At 65.2% G+C, this 22,602-nt stretch carries 23 protein-coding genes, 1 tRNA gene and 1 pseudogene; 11 read left to right on the top strand and 14 right to left on the bottom strand.

Annotated elements, in window-relative coordinates; translation table 11 throughout:
• The first annotated feature begins 156 nt into the window (after positions 1 to 156).
• Complete coding sequence (locus tag AC1DB8_RS06375) at positions 157 to 2,565, top strand: ATP-binding cassette domain-containing protein (RefSeq protein WP_476892508.1); 2,409 nt, start codon at positions 157 to 159, stop codon at positions 2,563 to 2,565.
• A gap of 769 nt (positions 2,566 to 3,334) precedes the next feature.
• On the opposite strand, the gene AC1DB8_RS06370 is transcribed toward AC1DB8_RS06375, so the two are convergent.
• The 5 genes from AC1DB8_RS06370 to AC1DB8_RS06350 all read right to left on the bottom strand — a co-directional run bounded on the left by AC1DB8_RS06370 (position 3,335) and on the right by AC1DB8_RS06350 (position 7,462).
• A complete protein-coding gene (locus AC1DB8_RS06370) occupies positions 3,335 to 3,748 on the bottom strand; it encodes a hypothetical protein (protein WP_476892507.1) in 414 nt (137 codons plus the stop codon).
• A gap of 580 nt (positions 3,749 to 4,328) precedes the next feature.
• Positions 4,329 to 5,315, bottom strand: a complete 987-nt coding sequence (locus AC1DB8_RS06365; RefSeq protein ID WP_476892506.1) for a methyltransferase family protein — start codon at positions 5,313 to 5,315, stop codon at positions 4,329 to 4,331.
• A gap of 135 nt (positions 5,316 to 5,450) precedes the next feature.
• Entirely contained in the window at positions 5,451 to 5,738 is a 288-nt protein-coding gene (locus tag AC1DB8_RS06360) for a hypothetical protein (RefSeq protein WP_476892505.1), read from the bottom strand.
• A 607-nt stretch (positions 5,739 to 6,345) separates the two neighbouring features.
• Complete coding sequence (locus AC1DB8_RS06355; RefSeq protein WP_476892504.1) at positions 6,346 to 6,888, bottom strand: GNAT family N-acetyltransferase; 543 nt, start codon at positions 6,886 to 6,888, stop codon at positions 6,346 to 6,348.
• 22 nt (positions 6,889 to 6,910) lie between these two features.
• The gene (locus AC1DB8_RS06350) at positions 6,911 to 7,462 is read right to left on the bottom strand and encodes a cysteine hydrolase family protein (protein WP_476892503.1); all 552 of its coding nucleotides are present in this window, start codon (positions 7,460 to 7,462) and stop codon (positions 6,911 to 6,913) included.
• A gap of 89 nt (positions 7,463 to 7,551) precedes the next feature.
• Between AC1DB8_RS06350 and AC1DB8_RS06345 the strand changes: the two genes are divergently transcribed.
• Both AC1DB8_RS06345 and AC1DB8_RS06340 read left to right on the top strand, forming a co-directional pair.
• Entirely contained in the window at positions 7,552 to 7,968 is a 417-nt protein-coding gene (locus AC1DB8_RS06345; RefSeq protein WP_476892502.1) for a DUF3054 domain-containing protein, read from the top strand.
• Between the two features lie 87 nt (positions 7,969 to 8,055).
• Positions 8,056 to 8,337, top strand: coding sequence for an Lrp/AsnC family transcriptional regulator (locus tag AC1DB8_RS06340; RefSeq protein ID WP_146337532.1), 282 nt, complete (start codon positions 8,056 to 8,058; stop codon positions 8,335 to 8,337).
• Positions 8,338 to 8,377: 40 nt separating this feature from the next.
• Here the strand turns inward: AC1DB8_RS06340 and trpD are convergent, their stop codons facing one another.
• Positions 8,378 to 9,436, bottom strand: a complete 1,059-nt coding sequence (gene trpD, locus AC1DB8_RS06335; RefSeq protein ID WP_476892501.1) for an anthranilate phosphoribosyltransferase — start codon at positions 9,434 to 9,436, stop codon at positions 8,378 to 8,380.
• A gap of 112 nt (positions 9,437 to 9,548) precedes the next feature.
• Here trpD and ctaE point away from each other — a divergent pair, with 112 nt between their 5' ends.
• The 4 genes from ctaE (at position 9,549) to qcrB (ending at position 13,927) form a co-directional block, all read left to right on the top strand.
• On the top strand, positions 9,549 to 10,223 hold the full coding sequence (gene ctaE, locus AC1DB8_RS06330; protein ID WP_217500973.1) for an aa3-type cytochrome oxidase subunit III: 675 nt from the start codon (positions 9,549 to 9,551) through the stop codon (positions 10,221 to 10,223).
• A gap of 86 nt (positions 10,224 to 10,309) precedes the next feature.
• Positions 10,310 to 11,098: a cytochrome bc1 complex diheme cytochrome c subunit gene (qcrC, locus tag AC1DB8_RS06325; RefSeq protein WP_138769290.1), complete on the top strand. Its 789-nt coding sequence runs from the start codon at positions 10,310 to 10,312 to the stop codon at positions 11,096 to 11,098.
• Between the two features lie 101 nt (positions 11,099 to 11,199).
• Entirely contained in the window at positions 11,200 to 12,270 is a 1,071-nt protein-coding gene (gene qcrA / locus AC1DB8_RS06320; protein ID WP_441417765.1) for a cytochrome bc1 complex Rieske iron-sulfur subunit, read from the top strand.
• Positions 12,248 to 13,927, top strand: a complete 1,680-nt coding sequence (gene qcrB / locus AC1DB8_RS06315; protein ID WP_441417764.1) for a cytochrome bc1 complex cytochrome b subunit — start codon at positions 12,248 to 12,250, stop codon at positions 13,925 to 13,927. The genes qcrA and qcrB overlap by 23 nt, the downstream gene beginning before the upstream one ends.
• 79 nt (positions 13,928 to 14,006) lie before the next feature.
• Here the strand turns inward: qcrB and AC1DB8_RS06310 are convergent, their stop codons facing one another.
• Positions 14,007 to 14,816, bottom strand: coding sequence for a GntR family transcriptional regulator (locus AC1DB8_RS06310; protein ID WP_476892500.1), 810 nt, complete (start codon positions 14,814 to 14,816; stop codon positions 14,007 to 14,009).
• Positions 14,817 to 15,004: 188 nt separating this feature from the next.
• On the opposite strand from AC1DB8_RS06310, the gene AC1DB8_RS06305 reads away from it, so the two are divergent.
• On the top strand, positions 15,005 to 15,295 hold the full coding sequence (locus tag AC1DB8_RS06305; RefSeq protein WP_476892499.1) for an HPr family phosphocarrier protein: 291 nt from the start codon (positions 15,005 to 15,007) through the stop codon (positions 15,293 to 15,295).
• Positions 15,296 to 15,385: 90 nt separating this feature from the next.
• On the opposite strand, the gene AC1DB8_RS06300 is transcribed toward AC1DB8_RS06305, so the two are convergent.
• The 4 genes from AC1DB8_RS06300 to AC1DB8_RS06285 form a co-directional block, all read right to left on the bottom strand.
• Positions 15,386 to 15,787, bottom strand: a complete 402-nt coding sequence (locus AC1DB8_RS06300; RefSeq protein ID WP_441417762.1) for a cytochrome c oxidase subunit 4 — start codon at positions 15,785 to 15,787, stop codon at positions 15,386 to 15,388.
• Positions 15,784 to 17,508, bottom strand: coding sequence for an aa3-type cytochrome oxidase subunit I (gene ctaD, locus AC1DB8_RS06295; RefSeq protein ID WP_441417761.1), 1,725 nt, complete (start codon positions 17,506 to 17,508; stop codon positions 15,784 to 15,786). Before ctaD ends, AC1DB8_RS06300 begins: the two co-directional genes overlap by 4 nt.
• A gap of 12 nt (positions 17,509 to 17,520) precedes the next feature.
• Positions 17,521 to 18,393 (bottom strand): aa3-type cytochrome oxidase subunit II, encoded by an 873-nt coding sequence (gene ctaC / locus AC1DB8_RS06290; protein WP_476892498.1) that lies wholly within the window; start codon positions 18,391 to 18,393, stop codon positions 17,521 to 17,523.
• A gap of 205 nt (positions 18,394 to 18,598) precedes the next feature.
• Positions 18,599 to 18,988, bottom strand: a complete 390-nt coding sequence (locus AC1DB8_RS06285; protein ID WP_138769282.1) for a HesB/IscA family protein — start codon at positions 18,986 to 18,988, stop codon at positions 18,599 to 18,601.
• A 139-nt stretch (positions 18,989 to 19,127) separates the two neighbouring features.
• On the opposite strand from AC1DB8_RS06285, the gene AC1DB8_RS06280 reads away from it, so the two are divergent.
• Positions 19,128 to 19,382 carry a hypothetical protein gene (locus tag AC1DB8_RS06280; protein ID WP_476892497.1) on the top strand — a complete coding sequence of 85 codons (255 nt, stop codon included), beginning with the start codon at positions 19,128 to 19,130 and terminating at the stop codon, positions 19,380 to 19,382.
• On the opposite strand, the gene AC1DB8_RS06275 is transcribed toward AC1DB8_RS06280, so the two are convergent.
• Positions 19,364 to 19,443 (bottom strand) — tRNA-OTHER (locus AC1DB8_RS06275). The genes AC1DB8_RS06280 and AC1DB8_RS06275 overlap by 19 nt on opposite strands.
• 140 nt (positions 19,444 to 19,583) lie before the next feature.
• Positions 19,584 to 19,952: pseudogene (locus tag AC1DB8_RS06270) on the bottom strand (peptidase dimerization domain-containing protein); the annotation flags it as partial.
• Positions 19,953 to 20,168: 216 nt separating this feature from the next.
• On the opposite strand from AC1DB8_RS06270, the gene AC1DB8_RS06265 reads away from it, so the two are divergent.
• A complete protein-coding gene (locus AC1DB8_RS06265; protein WP_476892496.1) occupies positions 20,169 to 20,588 on the top strand; it encodes a hypothetical protein in 420 nt (139 codons plus the stop codon).
• Between the two features lie 220 nt (positions 20,589 to 20,808).
• A complete protein-coding gene (locus AC1DB8_RS06260) occupies positions 20,809 to 21,408 on the top strand; it encodes a DUF3043 domain-containing protein (RefSeq protein ID WP_476892495.1) in 600 nt (199 codons plus the stop codon).
• 111 nt (positions 21,409 to 21,519) lie between these two features.
• On the opposite strand, the gene AC1DB8_RS06255 is transcribed toward AC1DB8_RS06260, so the two are convergent.
• A complete protein-coding gene (locus AC1DB8_RS06255) occupies positions 21,520 to 22,593 on the bottom strand; it encodes a quinone-dependent dihydroorotate dehydrogenase (RefSeq protein WP_476892494.1) in 1,074 nt (357 codons plus the stop codon).
• Positions 22,594 to 22,602 lie beyond the last annotated feature (9 nt).

The following is a 22,602-nucleotide window of genomic DNA, read 5'->3' as shown; positions in this document are numbered from 1 at the left end:
ATTCTCAGTGAGGGCGGCGGATAAGACAATGCATGCCGGGGGCGTGCGGCCAGCGCGGCGGAGGATAACCCCATCGTCTGTTCTAAGCTGTTCACATCGAGCGAGGCGGCGCCGTCGGATGCGCGGGGGCGGCCAGGCCGAACAGAGGGAGACACGATGAGCATGGCGACCAACACGAACGCGGACACGGAGACGGACCCGCGGCTGGCGCCGCACGTCGCCGACACCCACGACCTCATCCGTGTGCAGGGCGCCCGGGAGAACAACCTCAAGGACATCAGCGTTGAAATTCCGAAGCGCCGGTTGACCGTGTTCACCGGTGTTTCCGGCTCGGGTAAGAGCTCGCTGGTGTTCGCCACGATCGCCGCCGAGTCGCAACGGATGATCAACGAAACTTACAGCGCCTTTGTGCAGGGCTTCATGCCCAACCTGGCGCGGCCCGACGTCGACCTGATGGAGGGGCTGACGACGGCGATTATCGTCGACCAGGAACGGATGGGCGCGAACCCGCGGTCCACCGTCGGCACCGCCACCGACGCCAACGCCATGCTCCGCATCCTCTTCAGCCGGCTCGGGACACCGCACGTGGGGCCGCCCACGGCGTTCTCCTTCAACGTCCCGACGAGGAAGGCCAGCGGGGTGATGAGCACCGAAAAAGCCGGGGGGAGGGTTGAGAAGAGTGTGGTGCACGGCGCCGTCTACCTGGGCGGCATGTGCCCGCGGTGCGAGGGGATGGGCTCGGTCTCCGACTTCGACCTCACGGCGCTCTATGACGAGACCAAGTCGCTGGCCGAGGGCGCGCTGACGATCCCCGGGTACAGCATGGACGGCTGGTACGGCCGCATCTTCAGCGGCGCCGGTTTCGACATGGACAAGCCGATCGCGAAATACACCAAGAAGGAAATGAACGACCTGCTCTACACGGAGCCGACCAAGATCAAGGTCGAGGGCATCAACCTCACCTATGAGGGCCTGATCCCGAAGATCCAAAAATCGATGCTTTCCAAGGATGTCGAGGCGATGCAGCCGCACGTCCGGGCCTTCGTGGAGCGTGCCATTACCTTCCAGGCCTGCCCGGAGTGCAACGGCACCCGTCTCAGCAAGGAGGCGCGGTCCTCGAAGATCCGGGGGAAGAACATCGCCGAATTGTGCGAGATGCAGATCAGTGACCTGGCCGTGTGGGTCCGCGAGCTCGACGAGCCCTCGGTCGAGCCGCTCCTTAAGGGCCTGCGGCACCTGCTCGATTCGTTTGCGGAAATCGGGCTGGGCTACCTTTCGCTGGATCGGCCGGCGGGGACTTTGTCCGGGGGAGAGGCCCAGCGGACCAAGATGATCCGGCACCTGGGGTCCTCGCTGACCGACATCACGTACGTCTTCGACGAGCCGACGATCGGCCTGCACCCGCATGACATCGAGCGGATGAACCAGCTACTGCTGCAGCTCCGTGACAAGGGCAACACCGTGCTCGTCGTCGAGCACAAGCCGGAGACGATCGCGATCGCCGACCACGTCGTTGACCTCGGTCCCGGGGCGGGCACCGGGGGCGGCAGTGTCTGCTTCGAAGGAAGTGTGGAGGGCCTGCGGCGCAGTGACACCATCACCGGCCACCACCTCGACGACCGGGCGACGGTCAAGGATGCGGCGCGTACTCCGTCAGGCTCGCTTGAGGTGCGCGGCGCGTCGACGAACAACCTCCGGGACGTCGACGTCGACCTCCCGCTCGGGGTGCTTTGCGTGCTCACGGGGGTCGCCGGATCCGGCAAAAGCTCGCTGATCCAGGGCTCGGTGGCCGGCCGGGACGGCGTGGTGCTGATCGACCAGAGCGCCATCAAGGGTTCACGGCGCAGCAACCCTGCGACGTACACGGGCCTGCTTGAACCGATCCGCAAGGCGTTCGCAAAGGCCAACGGCGTGAAGCCGGCGCTGTTCAGCTCCAACTCCGAAGGCGCCTGCCCCACCTGCAACGGCGCGGGCGTGATCTTCACGGAGCTTGGCGTTATGGCCACTGTCGAGTCCACCTGCGAGGACTGCGAGGGCCGCAGGTTCCTGGCATCAGTGCTGGAATACAAGCTGGCCGGCCGCAACATCGCTGAAGTCCTGGCGATGTCGATGACCGAGGCGGAGCTGTTCTTTGGCGACGGCGAGGCCCGCACGCCGGCGGCGCACAAGATCCTCGACCGGCTCGTGGACGTCGGACTCGGCTACCTCAGCCTCGGCCAGCCGCTCACCACCCTGTCCGGCGGCGAACGGCAGCGGCTCAAGCTGGCCACCCAGATGGCGGAGAAGGGGGACGTCTACGTCCTCGACGAACCGACAACGGGCCTGCACCTGGCCGACGTCGCGAACCTGCTCGGGCTGCTGGACCGGCTGGTCGATTCCGGCAAGTCGGTGATCGTCATCGAGCACCACCAGGCGGTCATGGCACACGCCGACTGGATCATCGACCTGGGCCCCGGCGCCGGACACGACGGCGGCCGGATCGTCTTCGAGGGCACGCCCGCCGAGCTGGTTGCCGCGAAGTCCACGTTGACCGGGGAACATCTGGCGGCCTACGTCGGAGAGTGAGCGCGGGCTCTGCCTGGGTCATTTAAGCGCGGCATGGATACTCGATGAGATCCGGATCTTACCTATATGTGAAAATCAAACATTGCAGAGGGTTTTCGATTTCTTTATGTCGGGTTTATGCTAATGCATTAGCAATTGATAATTTATCAAATAGTCCGGGGGAGTAGCCCCCTGAAGTCACTCCAGCCTGTTTGCCGGCACGTTCTTCTGACATGGATGTCTCCGCGGCCGGCACCCTGCTTTCACCTGGCTTCCCGGCGCTCCCTGGCTTTCAACTAGTCCGGTGTCCGGCTGAGGGCTGTGGCGAACTGCCGCCCAAGCCGCGTGGTCGGACAGCGCAATTTCCGCGTTAGGACGACATTGTTGTTTTGATATCCGCTAATTGCCCGGGATCTTCCTGGCACGTCAGGTGGCGACGTTGTCCGCTGAATTGACACGAGGTCGGCTAATGAAGTGACCATGGACAAGAAATGCAAATTTGCAACCAACCAGCGCAGAGGCAGCAAATTCGCAGCCTGTGGCACTGGCTTCGCGCATCGGCGCTGGAATGTCTCCGGCGGCTCCAAGGTCGCACCGTGCAGCAGCATCCCGACTGCTTCCTCCCCGGCGGAAATGTCCCGGCTGCTTCATCCCGGCGCAGCCGGTGCACCAGGCGACGGACAGCAACCGCGGCCGGCACTATGGAAGCCCTCTTCCGGCCCTTAACGTAACGCCGATAATCAACATTATGTCAAGTAAACAGAAAGTTGCCAGGAGGGGCTTCGCCTGGTTACGGCGTGAGACGCCATGGATCCCAAGGCCGCTCAGGCGGATTTCGCACGACAACCCATAGCGGCCACGCCATAACGGCCAGAACGCCGAATGCCTCCCAGCCGAAGCCGGCCCGGGAGATCACGTTGATGAGCACGCCGAGTAGAAGTATCAATACCGACCAGGCTGTGTAGAAGGCGCCGCGCGCCCTCCGTCTCCACCAGGAACAACTGTCGCTGACATCGGACGGCGCCCGTTCATCTTTGGATACGAATTGGCCCACCAGGAGGCCCACGGCCATGGAGGTCACAACGAAGTCGGGAACGAGACTAAGGGCATACGCTCCAGCGGCGACCACCACGGCCACCCAGACAAAACCCCGCAGGCCGCGGCGAACGAACGGGCTGGAGCTTCCCTCCTCCTGGTTCGTCATGAATGAATAGTACGATGACGGCCGAATGGCAGCTCTCACGAACCTGACTCATTGGGAACCACCGTTGATGTTTTCGGCGCCGCGCGCAGAACCAAGCCTTCGTGAATGTGGGCAATGCCGCTAAGGGGTTCGGTCCTGCGGCCCTCTCCCCTGCCGGATAGCCGGCAGGCCAACAACCAACCTGATTACTGTGGCGGGCACCGCAATGACTCCAGCAAGATGAGGCAGCAGGCCGTCCGGTGCCGCGAGATCGGTCCAGCCAACCAGCAGTGCCGTGGCGCCGACGGCGAGCGTCCCTGGCCAGCCAAGACCCCGAAACCGTGCCCAGCCCGCCGCCGCAGCGGACGCAACAGCGCCCAGGAAGATCAGCGTATGGCCGGACCTTTCGCGTTCAAAACCATCGCAATATCCGAAGAGGAAAGCGGTCAGCCAGAGTCCCCATGCTGTCAGGCCAACGGAGACCTGGACTCCAGTCGCCCACATGCCAGTGTCCAAGCGGCGCCGGCGGAGGGAAATCATGGGCACAGCCTACGCCGGGTCCCAGTAGCCCTCTCCCCCGGCGCCTGGTTCGCGCCGACAGCTACGGCGTGCCCGGCTGGGTGCGTCTCGCCGTCGTCATGTGCGGGATCCAGCAGCGGACCGTGTCGCAATACTGCTGAAATTCATCACCGTACCGTTCCAGCAGGTCTGCTTCCTCCAGCGGCCTGACGGCGTAATTCCACACAAGCGAGCCGGCGACTGCGTAGGCAATAACCAGCCACGACTGCATCATCACGCCTACCGCGGCGCCCTGGACAATCCCTGCGACCGCCATCGGATTGCGGATCCAGCGATACGGGCCCACGATGACCAGCCGGTTGGGCATCGCCGACGGCAGCGGCGTGCCGTGCCCCAACGTGGACATGACGATGGCCGACCAGATGCCAAGAGCGCTGGCAAGTAGCAGGACCATGGCGCCGACTGGATATGCAACCGGCGGAAATGGAAGGGCCACCGCCCACCGTTGTTCGAGGAACGCGAGGGCAAAAGGAACGATGGCCAGGAAGAAGCCCCAAAATATGACGATCTGCCCGAATGTTGCGGCGACATGGCTTACTGCTGCCGGGCGGCGGGCGGCCGGGCGCAATGCGAAGGGCCCGCGGATGATCCATGCGGTCGGTATGCGCCCCAGAAGCACCGCGCAAAGCGCGAGCACTGAACCAGCGAAGGCCGCACCCATGGTCACCACACCCCAGCCGGCCTCGGCCGTTATGGTGGCATATGCCGCCAGCACGAAGGCGACCAGTCCGGTCCAGCAGACCCTCACCACTGCGGCGGCCCGGATACCAAAAGCGGCGAGGGCTGAAGCCACGACAAATAGGGGAATGTCGAAGACCGCGACGGCGGCGGCATCAAGATTGCCGAGGGTCGCCAGGCGGATGGCCGGGGACACCAGAACCGCAATCCACCAGGACGCACCGGCGAAAGCCTGGAAGGCGAAATACGTCCGCCCCCACCAAACGAGACGCGTCACAGCACTAACCCCAGCACTGGTCCCCTTGTCCTCATGCGGTTCGAATTCATTCAACGTCTGACCGTCGACCCGGCGCGCCGGGGTTTCGTCGAGAACGATGGTGGGAAAAGCCTACCCATGGACGCTGCAGCGTCCGGGATGCGGACTGCCCGCCGGTCCCCCAACCGGCGGGCCGCCCCAGCTCGGGAGCTAGTGGTAGTTCAGGCTGACCAGCAGCGCTTTGAGTTGTGCATATTGTTCCGTGGCCATCCACGCCTTAGCCGCTCCCCGGTTCTTGAATGCGGGGTCGTCGAAGAGCACACGGGTGACCAAGCCGCCGTTGTCAGTCGACACAACGTTGCACCAGGAGGGCACCCCGTCGCCCTGCTTCAGCGACCGAGGATCGACCAGGCCCATGAAGTAGGCGTCGCCGGCACCGGCACCATAGGATTCAACGGAGAACCCGAAGACCGGGGCGGAACCATTCGGTGCCGCCATGCCCGCGACCTCCGCCTGATCCAACACCCGCCGCGACACCGGGCCCCCGGCACAGCCCACGGGAACGCCGTTGGCCATGAGAAGCAGATCGTTGCCGGCGCCGTCCGAAACAACAGCTTCGACACCGGGAGGCCCCGCCGGAGGAAGCGCTGTCCGCACCGTCCACGACACCGGGTAGTCGAAGGAGATATGCCCGTCAGGGAAGGTGAACGTCTTGAGGCTGCTGGGCGCGGGCTTTGCCGCCGGCGCGTGAGTCGGTGCGGCCCCGCCCGCTCTGGTGGGCGAAGCGGCAGGCGAGGTCGCAGAGTTTGCGGTCCCCGGAGTGGACAGCGGCGAAGCGGCCAGCACCGTAGAGGAAGTGGTGGCGTCTGTCACTGCCACGTTCGGCGCGGCTGCGGGAGCAGCCCCTGGCTGTGGCCCACAGCCGGCCAGGACGAGGCTGGCGGCAAGACCGGCCATTGTTACTGCGGTGATGTACCCGGCACGATTGGATTTCATTTTGTTACCCCCAATATCTGTGAAGGCGGGCTAAACGTCCCGCTAGATATAAGGTTTCCCGGGCGTGGCCAGAAATTACGGAGCCGCCAAAAATCTCTAAAGCCAGGCCTCAGGGCAGTGCCGGCGCGCCCTGATCGTCTGTCTCGACCCAGTAGCGCCGCTTGCCGTTGCGGGTGTCTTCGTAGACGCCGCCGTTGCGTTCGATGGTCGCCCTGGATCCGGCGTTGTCCTCGTCGCAAGTGATCAGGACCCGGGAAATTCCGAGCTCCTTCGCCACCGGCAGGGCGTCGGCCAGTGCCTTGGCTGCGTGGCCGCGGCGCCGTGCGGACGGCCTGACGCTGTAGCCGATGTGGCCGCCCTCGTTGAGGAGGAAACTGTTCAGCTCATGCCTAATGGCCAGCGAGCCCAGGAAGGTGTCGCCGTCCACAATCCACAGGTAGGTGCACGGGACGTATCCGGGCTTCCGGGGGGTCTCCGGTAACGCATCGTTGACGAGCGCACCGACGAAGCGGCGGAAGGTGGCGGTGTCCTTGAGATCATCCAGCGGCCAGTCCTCGGCGCCGCCGCCGTCCCTGTGGGCACCGTCGAACTCTGCTGATCCCTCCAGCCAGGAGGAGTGGTAACGGATGTCTGGAACAATGAGGCGGGCCATCAGACGATCCTATGCCCCGGGATCAGTCGAACATCACTGTATTGGTCGCCACGACGCCCGCCGCACGCCCCGGCGCCGACTGGTTTTGCCAGTAGAGGTTTGTGTGGGCGATCACCAGCTCCGGCGGCGGTGCGCCCCAAGCCGAAAGATCCTCTGTGGTGTGCGCGTCACCCACCAGGGTCACGTCGTAGCCACGCACAAACGCCCCGTGGATGGTGGATCGGATGCACTCGTCCGTTTGCGCTCCCGCAACGAGGATTCGCCCGACGCCGGCAGCGGCGAGCACATCTTCAAGGTCCGTAGCCTCGAAGGAATCACCGTAGGACTTGTGCACCAGCGGTTCGTGCTCCGCCCGGGACAGCTCAGGAACATACTGCCAGGCCTCGCTCCCCCGCTCCAGCTGCGCATCCGAATGCTGGACCCAGATGATCGGGACGGCGGCTGCACGAGCCTTGTCGACGAGTTCGGCGATGTTCGCAACGACGGAATCGCGCTCGTGGGCGCCTTCCACCACCCCGTTCTGCACATCGATCACCATCAAGGCCGTGTTGGGCCGATCCGACAGCGTTGTCATGATCATCTCCTTGCTCGCAGCTGTGGTTCCTCAGGTCATCATGCTAGGCCGCGACGGCGTCCCGCAATGGCCGCAGCTAGGCTGGAGGTATGCCAGCCAACACTCCCCCAGTCGCCCAACCGCCATCGAATGCACGAGTGGCCCTGCTGGCCGCCGCCGGCGACGCCGTCCTGATCCTGCTCTTCGCCGCGATCGGACGCGACGCCCATCAGCGTGGCGAGATCATCACCGGGGTCCTGGCGACGGCCTGGCCGTTCCTCGCCGGCGCCGCCGTGGCATGGCTCGCCCTGCGCCCGTGGCGGGGTCCCCTGGCGCTCTGGCCGGCCGGCGTCGCGGTCTGGCTCGGCACGGTGGCGGTCGGCATGCTGCTCCGGGCCCTCACCGGGCAAGTTGTGGTGCTGCCGTTCGTGATCGTGGCGCTGCTCAGCCTGGCCGTTTTCCTGCTCGGCTACCGCCTTTTGTTCGCGGCCACACGGCGGCTCCGGGCAGGGCGCCGGCGGAGCTGATGCACTAGGCTTGCAAGCAGATGGCACGGCCTCAATGGGGCCAATCAACAAGCCAGCAACGGCGCACCAGATCCGAAAGGCCCCCACGTGATCACCGCTTTCGTCCTGATCAAGACAGACGCTTCCGCCATCCCGGAGACGGCTGAAAAAATCTCCGCGATTCCCGGCATTAGCGAGGTCTATTCCGTGACCGGCGAATGGGACCTGATCGCAATCGCACGCGTCGCCAAGCACGAGGAGCTCGCCGACGTCATCGCGGACAAGCTCTCCAAGGTCCCGGCCGTGGTGCACACCACCACGCACATCGCCTTCCGCGCCTACTCGCAGCACGACCTCGACGCGGCGTTCGCCTTGGGCTTCGAACAGTAGCCGGCCCAGCGGGCACGGAGCGCCGCCAGCCGGAGGGAAATTAGTCGCGGGAGAGTGCGACCCAGCGGTCCAGCACCGCGGCTGCCGCGCCCGAATCGACGGACTCCTCGGCCCGCTTCATCGCAGCTGCCATCCGTTCGGTCAGCGGACCCGAGGCGTCCAGGTCGAACGACACCAGACCGGCAGCGGCGTTCAGCAGCGTGGCATCCCGTGCCGGGCCAGGCTTTCCGGCAAGCACCGAGCGGACGACGGCGGCGTTGGCGGCAGCGTCGCCGCCGCGCAGTTCCTCGACAGTCGCCTGGCGGATACCAAGATCGCGGGGGTCGAATTCCTGCTCAATAACCTTGCCGTCGCGGATTTCCCAGATCCGCGACGGACCCGTGGTGGTCAGCTCGTCCAGCCCGTCGTTGCCGCGGAACACCAGGCCTCGGCTGCCGCGCTTGGCAAGCACGCCGGCCACCAGCGGCGCCATCCGTTCATTAGCGACGCCGACGGCGGACGCCTGGACGTGCGCCGGGTTGGTCATCGGTCCCAGGAAGTTGAAGGCCGTGGGGACACCCAGCTCGCGGCGCGCGACGGCGGCATACCGCATTGAGGGGTGGAAGACCTGCGCAAAGCAAAAGGTGATTCCAGCCTCTTCGGCGTTCCGGGCTACCCGCGGGATGGGAAGGTCCAGCCGGACACCCAGCGCCTCCAGCACGTCGGCGGAGCCCGAGCTCGACGACGCCGCCCGGCCACCGTGCTTGACCACCTTGGCGCCCGCTCCGGCCGAGACGAGAGCGGCCATGGTGGAGATGTTGACAGTATTCAGCTGGTCTCCGCCGGTGCCGACGATGTCCAGCTTTTGACCCGCGATCTCGATCGGGTTGGCGGAGTCGATCATCGCCTCGACGAGGCCCGTGAGTTCTTCCACCGTCTCACCCTTGGCGCGCAGCGCCACCAGGAAGCCGGCCACCTGGGCCGGCGTAGCTTCGCCGGACATGATGGAGTTCATCGCCCACTCAGTATCGCCGGCGCTGAGGTTCGTGCCGAGGATGAGGGCGCCGATGAGGCGCGGCCAAGTCTTGCCTACAGCCTGTGCAGATGCCTGAGAAGTCACGTTCTGATGCTATCGAGCCGGGGGCTGCAATGCCCAATGCGAAGGGGTCCCGGAACTTTTCCCCGCGATTTCGCGTCTTTGTAGAAAAAGTCCCCCCAAAACGCGGGTTGCGTTGGGCAGGACGGACTTTTACAGACATAATGTCTATGTGACATCTGCGACCCATGCCCCCAGTACCCCGGCGCACCCGACGCTGAATCGCCCGAACATGGTTTCCGTTGGAACCGTCGTCTGGCTGTCCAGTGAGTTGATGTTCTTCGCCGGTCTCTTTGCCATGTACTTCACACTCCGTTCGACTTCCGGACAGATGTGGGCCGAAGAGACAGCCAAGCTCAACTTCCCCTTTGCGCTCGTAAACACGATCGTCCTCGTGGCCAGTTCCTTTACTTGCCAGATGGGCGTCTTCGCCGCCGAACGGCTCCAGCCGCGCAGGCTCGGCGGGCCCCTGAGCTTCACCCGCTGGGGAATGAACGAGTGGTTCACACTCACATTCATCATGGGTGCGTTCTTCGTGGCCGGCCAGGCGACCGAGTACGCCATGCTCGTCTCCGAGCACGTCTCGCTCTCTTCCAACGCCTACGGTTCCGCGTTCTACATGACCACCGGCTTCCACGGCCTGCACGTCATCGGCGGCCTGATTGCCTTCCTGCTCATCATCGGACGCTCCTTCGCAGCGAAAAAGTTCGGACACTTTGAGGCAACCTCCGCGATCGTCACCTCGTACTACTGGCACTTCGTCGACGTCGTATGGATTGGCCTCTTCCTGGTCATCTACGTCCTCAAGTAGCCCCACTTGTCTCTCTTTCTACAAGAGATAGAATTTCAAGAAGCGGCTCCCGGAGCCAACGCAGGATCGAATAAAGGAACCACCACGTGAAGGCACTCTCGCAGAAGCGACGTCACCCACTGGCAGCAGTTGCACTGTTGCTGATGGGCCTCCTCATCACTGGTGGGCTGTACGCCGTCGCCACCACCGTCAACCAGGCCAAGGCCGACACCACGAGCTTCAGTGCAAGCGACGCAGAAGAGGGCGGCAAGCTGTTCGCCGCCAACTGCGCCACCTGCCACGGCATGGGTGCCAGTGGCTCGCAGGCCGGACCGTCGCTCGTTGGCGTCGGCGCCGCCGCCGTTGACTTCCAGGTTGGCACCGGCCGTATGCCCATGCAGATGAACGGCCCGCAGGCTTACAAGAAGCCCGCCCAGTTCAACGAGGAGCAGACCCACCAGCTCGCGGCTTACGTCGCTTCGCTCGGCCCCGGCCCGTCCATCCCCGAGGCAGGTGTTCTCGATGAGAAGGGCGACGCCGCCAAGGGTGGCGAGCTGTTCCGCACCAACTGCGCCATGTGCCACAACGCTGCTGCAGCCGGCGGCGCGCTGACCCGGGGCAAGTTCGCCCCGGCTCTCGCTGACGTCTCCGGCAAGCACATCTACGAAGCCATGGTCACCGGCCCGCAGAACATGCCGGTCTTCTCCGACGCCAACGTCTCCCCCGAAGGCAAGCGTGACATCATCACCTTCCTGAAGCAGATCGAAGCCAACGGCTCCCCCGGCGGCAACGACCTGGGCGCCCTGGGTCCCGTCTCCGAAGGCCTGTTTGTTTGGATTGCCGGCCTGGGCGTCATCATCGCCTTCACCATCTGGCTGACTTCGCGGACGTCCTAGACGGACCGCGGCACCTGTAAGAATTTTCTGCTGATCCGTCAGCAGTTTGAATTGAAAACTAACTCGACACTGGTCGAGACGAGAGAAGGATGAGGCGAATTATGGGCAACCATAGTGACGGCAGTCCGAACCACTCGGGCACCGTAGCTACGGCTGGTCAGAATGAGGTGGAGAAGTTCCAGGATCCTGGAATTCCTCCGCATCGTTTGCGCCTGGCTGACACGGACCCGAGGGCCGCCAAGCGAGCGGAACGGCAGGTGGCCATTCTGTTCGGCGCCTCGGTCGTTGGCACCCTGATATTCCTGGTGGCGTACTTCGCCATCGATCTTGGAAATGACTCCTCGATCGCCACTATCCGGCTGCAGAACATGCTGCTGGGTATCGGCACCGCCTTTGCCATGCTGGGCATCGGCACCGGCATCGTGCACTGGGCCAAGGCCCTTATGCCGGACCACGAAGTGTCGGAAGAGCGCCACGCCATCCGCACCGAAGAGGACCGCCTGGCCGCTGTCCGGATTGTCGACGACATCGTCGAGGAAACCGGCATCAAGCGCCGCCCGCTGATCCGCAACACCCTGCTTGGGGCCGTCGCCCTGGCGCCGTTGCCGGCCCTGGCCGTCTTCGGCGACCTCGGTCCCCGCCCGGACAACAAGCTGGCGCACACCATGTGGGCCCCGGTTGGCGGCAAGACCAAGCGTCTCACCCGCGACCCCGATGGCACCCCCATCAAGGCCTCGGACGTCACCATCGGCTCGGCTTTCCACGTCATCCCGGAAGGGCTCAACGAGCTCGAAGAAGGCAAGTTGAACGAGAAGGCGAAGTCCGTCGTCCTGCTCATGCGCCTTAACCCGGAGTCCCTCAAGCCCTCCCCGGGCCGCGAGGACTGGAGCTACAACGGAATCGTTGCCTACTCCAAGATCTGCACCCACGTTGGTTGCCCTGTTGCCCTGTACGAGCAGCAGACCCACCACCTGCTGTGCCCGTGCCACCAGTCAACCTTCGACCTGACCCAGGAATGCAAGGTTATCTTCGGCCCGGCCAGCCGGCCGCTCCCGCAGCTGCCCATCGCCGTAGACGACGAGGGCTACCTTTACGCTACGAGCGACTTCCATGAACCCGTTGGACCTAGCTATTGGGAGCGTGCTGAGCATGAGCGCAACATCAACCCCTAACGCCTCCCCCTTCGTCGCCAAGACCAAGGGCGGCCGCATTACCGATTTTGTTGACCAGCGCGTGGGCGGTTCCGGAATGCTCCGGGAATTCGGCCGCAAGGTCTTCCCGGACCACTGGTCCTTCATGTTCGGCGAAGTGGCCCTGTACTCTTTCGTCATCCTGCTGCTCTCCGGCACCTTCCTGACCTTCTTCTTCGACCCGTCGATGGCGGAAACCCACTACCAGGGTTCCTATCTGCCGTTGAAGAACGTCGAAATGTCGGTGGCCTACAGCTCGTCCCTGAACATCTCCTTCGATGTCCGCGGCGGCCTGTTCATGCGCCAGGTCCACCACTGGTCCGCGCTGCTCTTCGTAGCCTCGGTTTCGGTGCACATGCTTCGGGTCTTCTTCACCGGCGCCTTCCGCAAGCCGCGCGAAATGAACTGGGTGGTGGGCAGCGTGCTGCTCATCCTCGCCATGGCCGCCGGCTTCACCGGCTACTCCCTCCCCGATGACCTGCTCTCCGGCAATGGCCTGCGCATCATCGACGGCGTGATCAAGTCCATCCCGGTGATCGGCACCTACATCTCGTTCTTCCTCTTCGGCGGCGAATTCCCGGGCACGGCTATTATCGGGCGCCTGTACATGCTCCACATCCTGCTGGTTCCCGCGCTCATCCTGCTGATGATCGTCGTGCACCTCTTTATGGTGGTCGTGCACAAGCACACCCAGTACCCCGGCCCGGGCCGCAACGACGGCAACGTCGTCGGCTACCCCCTCGGCCCGGTTTATGCGGCGAAGGCCGGCGGCTTCTTCTTCATCGTGTTCGGCGTCATCGCGCTGATGGCCGGTTTCTTCACCATCAACCCGATCTGGAACTACGGCCCGTACGACCCCTCCCCCGTCTCGGCCGGCACCCAGCCTGACTGGTACATCGGCTTCGTTGACGGCGCCCTGCGCCTGATGCCGGGCACCTTCGGGAACTGGCACGTCGAGCAGGTCTGGTTCGGCCACGTCTTCACGTTCAACGTGCTGCTGCCGGCGCTGGTCCCTGCGGGCATCCTGTTCACCGTGATGTTCACCTACCCGTGGATCGAACGCTGGATCACCAAGGACGACCGCGAGCACCACGTCCTGGACCGTCCCCGGAACGCGCCGACCCGCACCGCCATCGGCATGGCCGGCTTCGTCTGGTACTGCGTGATGTGGGCTGCTGCTGGTTCCGACCTCATCGCCACCCACTTCCACGTGGCCTTGAACGACGTCACCTACTGGCTGCGCGCCCTGTTCTTCATTGGCCCGGTACTCGCCTTCATCATCACGAAGCGCGTCGCCCTGGCCCTGCAGCGCAAGGACCGCGAAATCGCCCTCCACGGCCGCGAGACAGGCCGCATCGTGCGGCTGCCGCACGGTGAGTTCATCGAGGTCCACGCCCCGCTGAACGAATACAAGCGCTACAAGCTGGTCGGCTTCGAATCCCCGTCGCCGCTCCCGGCCGAGCCGAACAGCCACGGCGTCGTGGACCGCAAGGAAAAGCGTCGCGCGATGCTTTCCAAGTGGTTCTTCGAGGACCGGGTCGCTCCGGCAACCCCGGCCGAACTCGCGGCGGCCCACGGCCACCACGGCGAGCACGAGTCGATCGAACCGGCTGCGGAGCAGAAGAGCCTCAGCCACTAAGACACGGCATTAGTCCACAGAAAGGCCCGGTCCACCAGGACCGGGCCTTTCTGCGTTTCCAAGGACTCCGCGCTGGTTGTCAGGGGCGGTAGCCGGAGGCGTAGTTCCGTGTGGGACGGACCCCGGGGCGCTGCAGCGGCACCCAGAGCTTGTAGCGGTCCGCCCGGTAGTAGGAGACCGAGTAGTCGACCATGGCCCGGGCCACGAAGGCGTGGCGCTGGATCTTCAGCAGCGGTGAGCCGACCTCCACGTTGAGCAGGCGCGCCGTGGACGGAGACGCAGCCGTCGCCTCGATCATGTCCTCGCCCCACTCCATCACCAAGCCGTACCGCTCGCTCAGGACGTTGTAGAGCGACGTCGGCGGCTCGCCGTCGAGCAGTCCGGGCACGCGGTGCGCGGGGATGAAGTTCTCGTCCACGCTCATTGGCTCACTGTCCGCCAGCAGGAGTCGCCGGAACCGCACCAGGGGTGTTCCCTCCTCGAGCTGCAGTTCGCGGGCCAGAAAGGCGCTGGCGTTGATCTGTTCAAAGCTGAGCACCTTGGCGGCCGGGACCATGCCGCGTCGCTGCATCTCCTCGCTATACGAGGTCAGTTTGACCTGGAGGTCCAGCTTGGGCTTGCGGACGAAGGTGCCGAGGCCCACCACGCGCTCGATCACTTCTTCGCCCACGAGCGCATCGATGGCCTGGCGCACGGTCATCCTGGCCAATCCGAAGCGTTCGGAGAGGTCCCGTTCGGAGGGAAGCGCCGAACCCGGCGGGCAGGAGCTGGCAATGTGGGCGCGGAGGATTTCGCGGAGCTGGACGTAGATGGGGGTGCCGCTGGTCCGGTCAATGTCACCGGCCATCCGGACCGCGTTAGAGCCCACGGAGGCGCCTGCTGCAATCATTCATCCCTTAAGCCTAAGGCACTTTCCCAGCAGGTCTAGACCACTCAGGTCTGCCCGGTTCGCCCGGGACTTCTCCCCCGGCTACGCTGGATATGCGCCCCGCCGGCCTGTCGTATCGGGACCAGTTGGCCGGGGGCCCCCAGCGCCGGGCCGGCACCGCCCGGCGCGTCACGATTGAAGGAGTTCCATTGCCAGCACGCAAGGCGGTCGTCCAGGCCTCGATCGGACTGCACGCCCGCCCCGCGGCCGCGTTTGTCCGGGCCGTGACGCAGACCGGATTCGCCGTCACGATCAGCAAGGACGGCAGGCCGGGCGTGGATGCACGGTCCCTGCTGGAGGTCATGACCGAGGACTTCGCCTGCGGTTGCGAAGTGGAGCTGGCGGTACGGCCGGAGACGGTCCCAGACGATGCAAGTCTCGCCGACGCTGAGCGCGCCCTCACCGAGCTCTGCGCCCTGCTCGAGTCCCAGTCCGGCTGACCGGCCGCCACGCCCGCTGGGCACAGGCAAACGACGGCGGGCCCCCACCAAAAGGTGGGGGCCCGCCGTCGTTGCTGTCAGTGTCCGGCGCTAGTGCGCGTGGTCACCGCGGCTGTACTCATAGACCCAGCCCACGAGCGCCACCACGGCGAGGCCGCCGGCGATGAACGTGATCCAGAAGCCCACGGCCAGGCCGAGGAAACCGCCCGCGCATGCCAGGCCGAGAACCAGAGGCCACCAGCTCCAGGGGCTGAAGTGGCCCTGCTCGCCCGCGCCTTCGTGGATCTCAGCGTCGCTGCGGTCCTCGGGGCGCATGCCGACCCGACGGCCGGTGAAGCCCAGGTAGGCGCCGATCATACCGGCCAGGCCTGCAACCAGCAGGACACCCAGGATGCCGACCCATTCGGACCAATGCGTCATGAAGCCGTAGACGATGGCAACTGGGACGAAGAAGAAGACTCCCAGTCCAAAAATCCTTGATTCGATTTTCACTGGGCCTGATCCTTCTGGTCGGCGTTACCGAGCGTCGCTGCTGCCGGAGCGGGCGAGTCGACGGTGTAGTACTGGGAGAGCTCGGGGTGGTGCAGGTCCAGGGCAGGACGCTCCGAGCGGATCCGCGGCAGCGAGGTGAAGTTGTGACGCGGCGGCGGGCAAGACGTCGCCCATTCGAGCGAGGCGCCGAAGCCCCAGGGGTCATCGACCGTGACCTTCTCGTTGCTGCGCCAGGTGATGTACACGTTCCAGAAGAACGGAATCAGCGAGGCGCCGAGGAGGAAGGACGAGTAGGTGGAGAACTGGTTCATCCAGGTGAAGTTGTCCTGCGGCATGTAGTCCGCGTAGCGGCGGGGCATGCCCTCGACGCCGAGCCAGTGCTGGATGAGGAAGGTGCCGTGGAAGCCCAGGAAGAGCATCCAGAAGTGGATCTTGCCGAGACGCTCGTTGAGCATCTTGCCGGTCCACTTCGGCCACCAGAAGTAGAAGCCTGCGAACATCGCGAACACCACGGTGCCGAAGACCACGTAGTGGAAGTGCGCCACGACGAAGTAGGAGTCGGAGACGTGGAAGTCCAGCGGCGGTGAGGCCAGGATGATTCCGGTCAGGCCGCCGAAGAGGAAGGTGGCCAGGAAGCCGATGCTCCACAGCATGGGGGTTTCGAAGGTGATGGAACCCCGCCACATGGTGCCGATCCAGTTGAAGAACTTCACGCCGGTGGGAACCGCGATCAGCATCGTCATGAAGGAGAAGAACGGCAGCAGGACCGAGCCGGTGACGTACATGTGGTGCGCCCACACGGTCACGGACAGTGCGGCAATCGAGATCGTCGCATAGACGAGGCCCTTGTAGCCGAAGATCGGCTTGCGGCTAAACACCGGGAAGATCTCGGAGACGATGCCGAAGAACGGCAGCGCGATGATGTACACCTCGGGGTGGCCGAAGAACCAGAACAGGTGCTGCCAGAGGACGGCGCCGCCGTTCTCCGGGTCGAAGATGTGGGCGCCGAAGCGGCGGTCCGCGCCGAGGGCGAAGAGGGCGGCGGCCAGCGGCGGGAACGCCATGAGCACCAGAATCGCCGTGACCAGAACGTTCCAGGTGAAGATCGGCATCCGCCACATCGTCATGCCCGGGGCGCGCATGCAGATGATGGTGGTGATGAAGTTGACCGCGCCGAGAATGGTGCCGAAGCCGGAGAGCGCCAGGCCGAAGACCCAGAGGTCACCGCCCACGCCGGGGCTGAAGGTCGTGTTGGACAGCGGCGCGTAGGCGAACCAGCCGAACGACGCCGCACCCTGCGGGGTGATGAAGCCGGACACGGCGATCGTGGAGCCGAACAGGAAGAACCAGAAGGCCAGCGCGTTCAGCCGCGGGAAAGCGACGTCGGGGGCACCGATCTGCAGCGGCATGATCACGTTGGCGAAGCCGGCGAACAGCGGCGTCGCGAACATCAGCAGCATGACGGTGCCGTGCATGGTGAAGAGCTGGTTGTACTGCTCTTTGGTCTGCAGGATCTGCATGCCGGGCTCGAAAAGCTCCGCACGGATCAGCAGCGCCATAACGCCGCCGAAGCAGAAGAACACGAAGGACGAGATCAGGTACATGTACCCGATGGTCTTGTGGTCGGTGGAGGTGATCCAGTTGACGACGATGCGCCCCTTGGATTTGGGTACTACGGGAGCCTCAAGGATCCCTGAGGGCTGAGAGTAGGTCGTTGCCACTTCGCGCTCCCCTTACTTGTTCTCGGTCGGGGCCGGGTTGCGGTCGTACTCTTCGCCGAGCAGTCCGGTGTTGCCGTCCTGGCGGAGCTGGTCCAGGTGGGCCTTGAACTCCGAATCGGAGACAACCTTCACGCGGAACAGCATTTCGGAGTGGTACTCACCACAGAGTTCGGCACATTTGCCGTCGTAGGTTCCCTCTTTGGTGGGGGTGAACCGGATGTAGTTGGTCTTGCCCGGGATCATGTCGCGCTTCTGCAGGAAGGCGGGAACCCAGAAGGAGTGGATGACGTCGCGGGCGTTCAGCTCGAGGTCAACCGACTTGTTGACCGGCAAGTAAAGCGTAGGCAGCTTTTCCTTGTCCACGTTGTTGCCGGTGAGGTGCGCCTGGACGCCGGCCTCGTGGACGTCGTCGGTAACGACGTCGCCCTTCTTGTAGTTGAAGTCCCAGGCCCACTGCTTGGCGCGGACGTCGACGACGACGTCGGCCGGCTGGTCACGGTTGTCGATCGCTTGCTGGTCGCGGTCGGTGAAGTAGAAGAACACCAGGACCATAAACAGCGGAATCGTCAGGTAGAAGACCTCGAGGGGCAGGTTGAAGCTGTTCTGGCGCGGGAAACCGACCGTGCCCTTCCGCCGCCGGTACGCGACGATGACCCAAATCATCAAGCCCCAGGTGATGATGCCGACGACCAGCGCGGCAATCCATGAGTTGACCCAGAGGTCCATGATGCGGTCAGTGTGGTTGGTGGTGCCACGCTCAGTGGGCAGCCACCCTTTCTGTACCTCTGGTGAACATCCAGTCAAAGCCAACGCGCCGGCTAGTGCCAAGCCAGTGATCGTAGTGATCTGTTTGCGTCGGCTGCCGGTTCGGTTCTGCGAACTCACAGACGGCCCTTCCTACTTGTTGCTGTCGCCCGGCCGCCGTCGGCGTTCCGGGCACACTAAAAGTTTTACTACTCGGTGTAGAGCTTACCGCTCCCCGCGAGTTTTCGCCCACATGTCCGCGCCGTGCCTCGATGGAGTTTTCGGCGGTTCCGGCGGCCATCCCCTGGACGGCACTAAGGCCGGGCGGATTGCCCGGCCTTAGGCCTTAGTGGAAGGAGTCCCCGCAAGCGCAGGATCCGCCCGCATTCGGGTTGTCAATGGTGAAGCCCTGCTTCGAGATGGTGTCCTCGAAGTCGATGCTCGCGCCGCTGAGGTAAGGGACGCTCATCTTGTCCACAACGACCTCGACGCCGTCGTAGTCGCGGACGGCGTCACCCTCGAGGAGCCGCTCATCGAAGTACAGCTGGTAGATCAGCCCGGAACAACCGCCCGGCTGCACGGCAACGCGGAGCCGAAGATCAGTGCGGCCTTCCTGTTCCAGCAGGCTGCGGACCTTCCCGGCGGCCACATCGGTCAGCTGGACCTCGTGGCTGGCCAGTTCCTGGTCCGCCTGGACGGTGGTGTCGGCGCTGTTTTCATTGGTTGTAGTGCTCATGGCCTACCTTCTTACGACGGTCGTGGCGGCTCCGCCTGCGCGGTGCCCGCCCCTACTTAAACGGTATGGGCTATAGCTACATGCTACGTCGATCAGACGTGTAGCTCTAACTCCTGACGTAACCGTCAACGCCGGCTGGATGTTCCCCGGAAATGCCCACCCGGCAGAGCCGGAGATCCAGCCGGCGACCCAGCCGCAGGCGTTCCGCTTAGGCCAGGCCTTCCGCGTTCAACCGGGCCAGCAGGAACGCCTCGGCCACGATTGCGTTGCGGAAGTCGTCGAGGTGGAGCGACTCGTTGGCGCTGTGCGCCCGCGAATCGGGATCCTCAACGCCGGTGACCAGGATCTGCACGTCCGGGTACAGCTCGGTCAGGTCGGCGATGAACGGGATTGAACCGCCGATCCCGGTCTCGACAGCCGGCACGCCCCACGCCTCACCCAGCGCCCACATCGCCATGGTGGCGGCGGTGGAGGACGTGTCCGTGAGGAAGGCGTTGCCGCTCTCCCCCGGGGTGAACACCACCTCGGCGCCGAACGGCGCGTGGGATTCAACGTGCCGGCGGACCGCTTCCATGGCCTCGGCCGGGTCCTGGCCGGGGGCCAGCCGCAGGCTGAACTTGGCGCGGGCCCGCGGCAGCAGGGTGTTGGAGGCAACGTCCACGGCTGGGGCGTCGAAACCGATGATGGACAGCGCGGGCTTGGTCCACATGCGCGAGGCGATGCTCCCGGTGCCGGCGAGCTTGACGCCGTCGAGCACGGAAGCGTCCTTGCGGTACTCCTCCTCGGTGAGGTCCACTTCGGCGTCGTCGCGGCTGACAAGGCCCTCGATCGCCACGCTGCCTTCGTCGTCGTGCAGGGTGGCAATCAGCCGCGCCAGCAGCGTCGGGGCGTCAAGGACCGGGCCGCCGAACATCCCGGAGTGGACCGCGTGGTCCAGTACCTTGACCTCAATGGTGCCGTCCACCAGGCCGCGCAGGCTGGTGGTGAGGGCCGGGATGCCGACCTTCCAGTTGGACGAGTCGGCGACGACGATCACGTCGGAGCGCAGCAGTTCCTGGTGGGTTTCGAGGAACGAACGGAAGGTGGGTGAGCCTGCTTCTTCCTCACCTTCGAAGAAGAAGGTCACGCCCAGGCCCAGCTCCTCCCCCAGCACCCGGGTCACCGCGGAGTAGGCGGCGACGTGGGCCAGGATCCCTGCCTTGTCATCCGCGGCACCGCGGCCGTAGAGGCGGCCGTCGCGTTCGACGGCGGTGAACGGCTCGGTCTCCCAGAGCGCGAGGTCGCCGGTCGGCTGAACGTCGTGGTGGGCGTAGAGCAGGATGGTGGGCTTGCCGGCTGCGGCGGGGCGGCGTGCGACGACGGCCGGCCCGCCCGGGGTGCCATCCTCCTTGTCGCAGCGCAGGATCCGGACGTCCTCGAAGCCGCTGCCGCGGACCAGTTCGGCGACGGCGTCGGCGCTGGCATTCAGCGGAGCAGGATCGAAGCTGGGCCAGGCGATGCCCGGGATCGCTACGAGCGCCTTCAACTGCTCGACGGTGGCGTCAAAGGACTCGGTAACGGCCTGACGGAGGGCGGCGGCATCGATGGAGCCGCCGGCTGAGGGCTGCGGGGTCCCCGCGGGTGATGAAGTCATGGCCAAAACACTACCCGTGTCCGGCATCACGACAAATGCGCCACGGCGCTCCCGCGGCGGCTCTGCGGCGGCCCGGGAGACGTTTACCCCGGCGCTGAAACCGGCGCGATTTACGGCTGGGATCACCGCCGCCCCGGTCCGGTGTGGGCTGGGTCTCGGGCGAGCCGCCGCAGGGTATTCTGTAGGGGTGTTTGGACGTAAAAAGGAAGCGCCCCTGGCGCAGGACGTAGTTGACCAGCAGGTGGCCGAGGCAGCAGCCCGGGACGCCGCCATCGGCAAGGGCGCACCCACGCCCAAGCGGAGCGCCCAGGTGGCTGCCCGCAAGCGCCCCTTGGTTCCGGAGGACCGCAAGGCCTCCCGGGCGGCCGAGCGCACGGCGATCGCGGACCAGCGCCTCAAGATGCGCCAGGCCATGGATACCGGTGACGAGAAGTTCCTGCCGCTGCGTGACAAGGGCCCGCAGAAGCGCTTCGCCCGCGACTACGTGGACGCCCGTTTCAGCCTTGGCGAATACCTGATGTTCGGCGCCCTGGTCTTCGTGATCATCTCCCTGCTGGTCCCGGCGAGCAGCGATCAGATGATCTACGTCCTCGGCGGTTTCTGGGTCATGTTCCTTGCCGTCTTCGTGGACGTCTTCATCCTGTCCCGGAAGCTCAAGAAGCGTCTGGCCGAGAAGTTCGGCGAGGTGGAGCGGGGCACCGTCTGGTACGGCTCCATGCGATCCCTGCAGTTCCGCCGCCTCCGCCTTCCCAAGCCCCAGGTCAAGCGCGGCGACTTCCCCGCCTGAATCCGGCCATCGAAAAGCCCCCGGCAGTTGGACTGCCGGGGGCTTTCGCGTTTCCGGAATCCGCGCGGGCGTGCTGGGTGGGAGCCCGCCCTGGCGGGAGGAGACCGCCGGTTAGCGGCGGGCCGGCCGCTTCGCCAGCTCGCGGTTGATCTTCGCCGCCCAGAAGGGACCCTCGTACAGGAACGCAGTGTAGCCCTGCACCAGGGTGGCGCCGGCCTCAAGCCGGTCCCGGACGTCCTGTGCGGTCTCGACCCCGCCGACCGAAACCAGCGTGATGGCCCCGCCGGTCGCGGCCTGGAGCCGGGCCAGGACTTCCAGTGATCGCTTCCGGAGCGGGGCACCGGAGAGGCCCCCGGCGCCGCACGCCTCAATCTGTTCCGGGCTGGAGACCAGTCCGGCGCGGGCGATGGTGGTGTTGGTGGCGATGATGCCGTCCAGCTTCAGGTCCAGCGCCAGCCTGGCGACGTCGTCGATGTCCTCGTCGCTGAGATCCGGGGCGATCTTCACCAGCAGAGGCACGTGCCGGCCGGCGGCGTTGTCCGCGGCCTCCCCCACCGCGGCCAGCAGCGGGCGCAGGGTGCTGACATCCTGCAGCAACCGCAGGCCCGGGGTGTTCGGGGAACTGACGTTGACCACCAGGTAGTCGGCGGCCGGGGCCAGGCTGCGGGCACTGATCAGGTAGTCCTCCACGGCATCCTCAAGCTCCACCACCTTGCTCTTGCCGATATTCACACCGATCACCGGGCGGACCCCGGGATAGCGGCGCTGCAGGGCAGCCCGGGCGGAACGGAGCCTGGGCGCCACGGCCGCGGCACCGTCGTTGTTGAAGCCCATCCGGTTGATCACGGCGCGGTCCTCGATCAGGCGGAACAGCCGCGGCGCCGGGTTGCCCGGCTGGGCCTGCCCGGTGATGGTGCCCACTTCGATGTGCCCGAAGCCAAGGTCGGTCAGCGCTTCGATCCCGTGGCCCTCCTTGTCGAAACCCGCGGCCAGCCCGAAGGGCGAGGGGAAGGTCAAGCCGAATGCCTCGGTCCGCAGCGCTGCGGACGGCGCCGTGAACCGTTGCAGCACGCGGCCGGCGCCGCAGCGGTTGGCCAGCCGGATGCCTAGAAAACCGATCTTGTGGGCGCGCTCGGCGTCCATCCAGGAGAAGGCGAGCCGGAAGAAGGTGGGATATACGCGCATACCCCTAGT

The sequence above is a fragment of the Arthrobacter sp. 10N410 genome (genome assembly GCF_056394945.1).
The sequence above is the reverse complement of the archived record's forward strand: the minus strand, read 5'-3'. Positions and strand labels throughout refer to the sequence as shown.

What these genes read in the sequence shown, in the direction of transcription:
- AC1DB8_RS06280 (WP_476892497.1), top strand. Translation starts at nt 19,128, where the DNA reads ATGTTCCCCGGAAATGCCCACCCGGCAGAGCCGGAGATCCAGCCGGCG.
- qcrB (WP_441417764.1), top strand. Translation starts at nt 12,248, where the DNA reads ATGAGCGCAACATCAACCCCTAACGCCTCCCCCTTCGTCGCCAAGACC.
- AC1DB8_RS06355 (WP_476892504.1), bottom strand. Translation starts at nt 6,888, where the DNA reads ATGGCCCGCCTCATTGTTCCAGACATCCGTTACCACTCCTCCTGGCTG.
- AC1DB8_RS06350 (WP_476892503.1), bottom strand. Translation starts at nt 7,462, where the DNA reads ATGACAACGCTGTCGGATCGGCCCAACACGGCCTTGATGGTGATCGAT.
- qcrA (WP_441417765.1), top strand. Translation starts at nt 11,200, where the DNA reads ATGGGCAACCATAGTGACGGCAGTCCGAACCACTCGGGCACCGTAGCT.
- AC1DB8_RS06345 (WP_476892502.1), top strand. Translation starts at nt 7,552, where the DNA reads ATGCCAGCCAACACTCCCCCAGTCGCCCAACCGCCATCGAATGCACGA.
- AC1DB8_RS06370 (WP_476892507.1), bottom strand. Translation starts at nt 3,748, where the DNA reads ATGACGAACCAGGAGGAGGGAAGCTCCAGCCCGTTCGTTCGCCGCGGC.
- AC1DB8_RS06310 (WP_476892500.1), bottom strand. Translation starts at nt 14,816, where the DNA reads ATGATTGCAGCAGGCGCCTCCGTGGGCTCTAACGCGGTCCGGATGGCC.
- AC1DB8_RS06255 (WP_476892494.1), bottom strand. Translation starts at nt 22,593, where the DNA reads ATGCGCGTATATCCCACCTTCTTCCGGCTCGCCTTCTCCTGGATGGAC.
- AC1DB8_RS06360 (WP_476892505.1), bottom strand. Translation starts at nt 5,738, where the DNA reads ATGGCGGCACCGAATGGTTCCGCCCCGGTCTTCGGGTTCTCCGTTGAA.
- AC1DB8_RS06375 (WP_476892508.1), top strand. Translation starts at nt 157, where the DNA reads ATGAGCATGGCGACCAACACGAACGCGGACACGGAGACGGACCCGCGG.
- AC1DB8_RS06285 (WP_138769282.1), bottom strand. Translation starts at nt 18,988, where the DNA reads ATGAGCACTACAACCAATGAAAACAGCGCCGACACCACCGTCCAGGCG.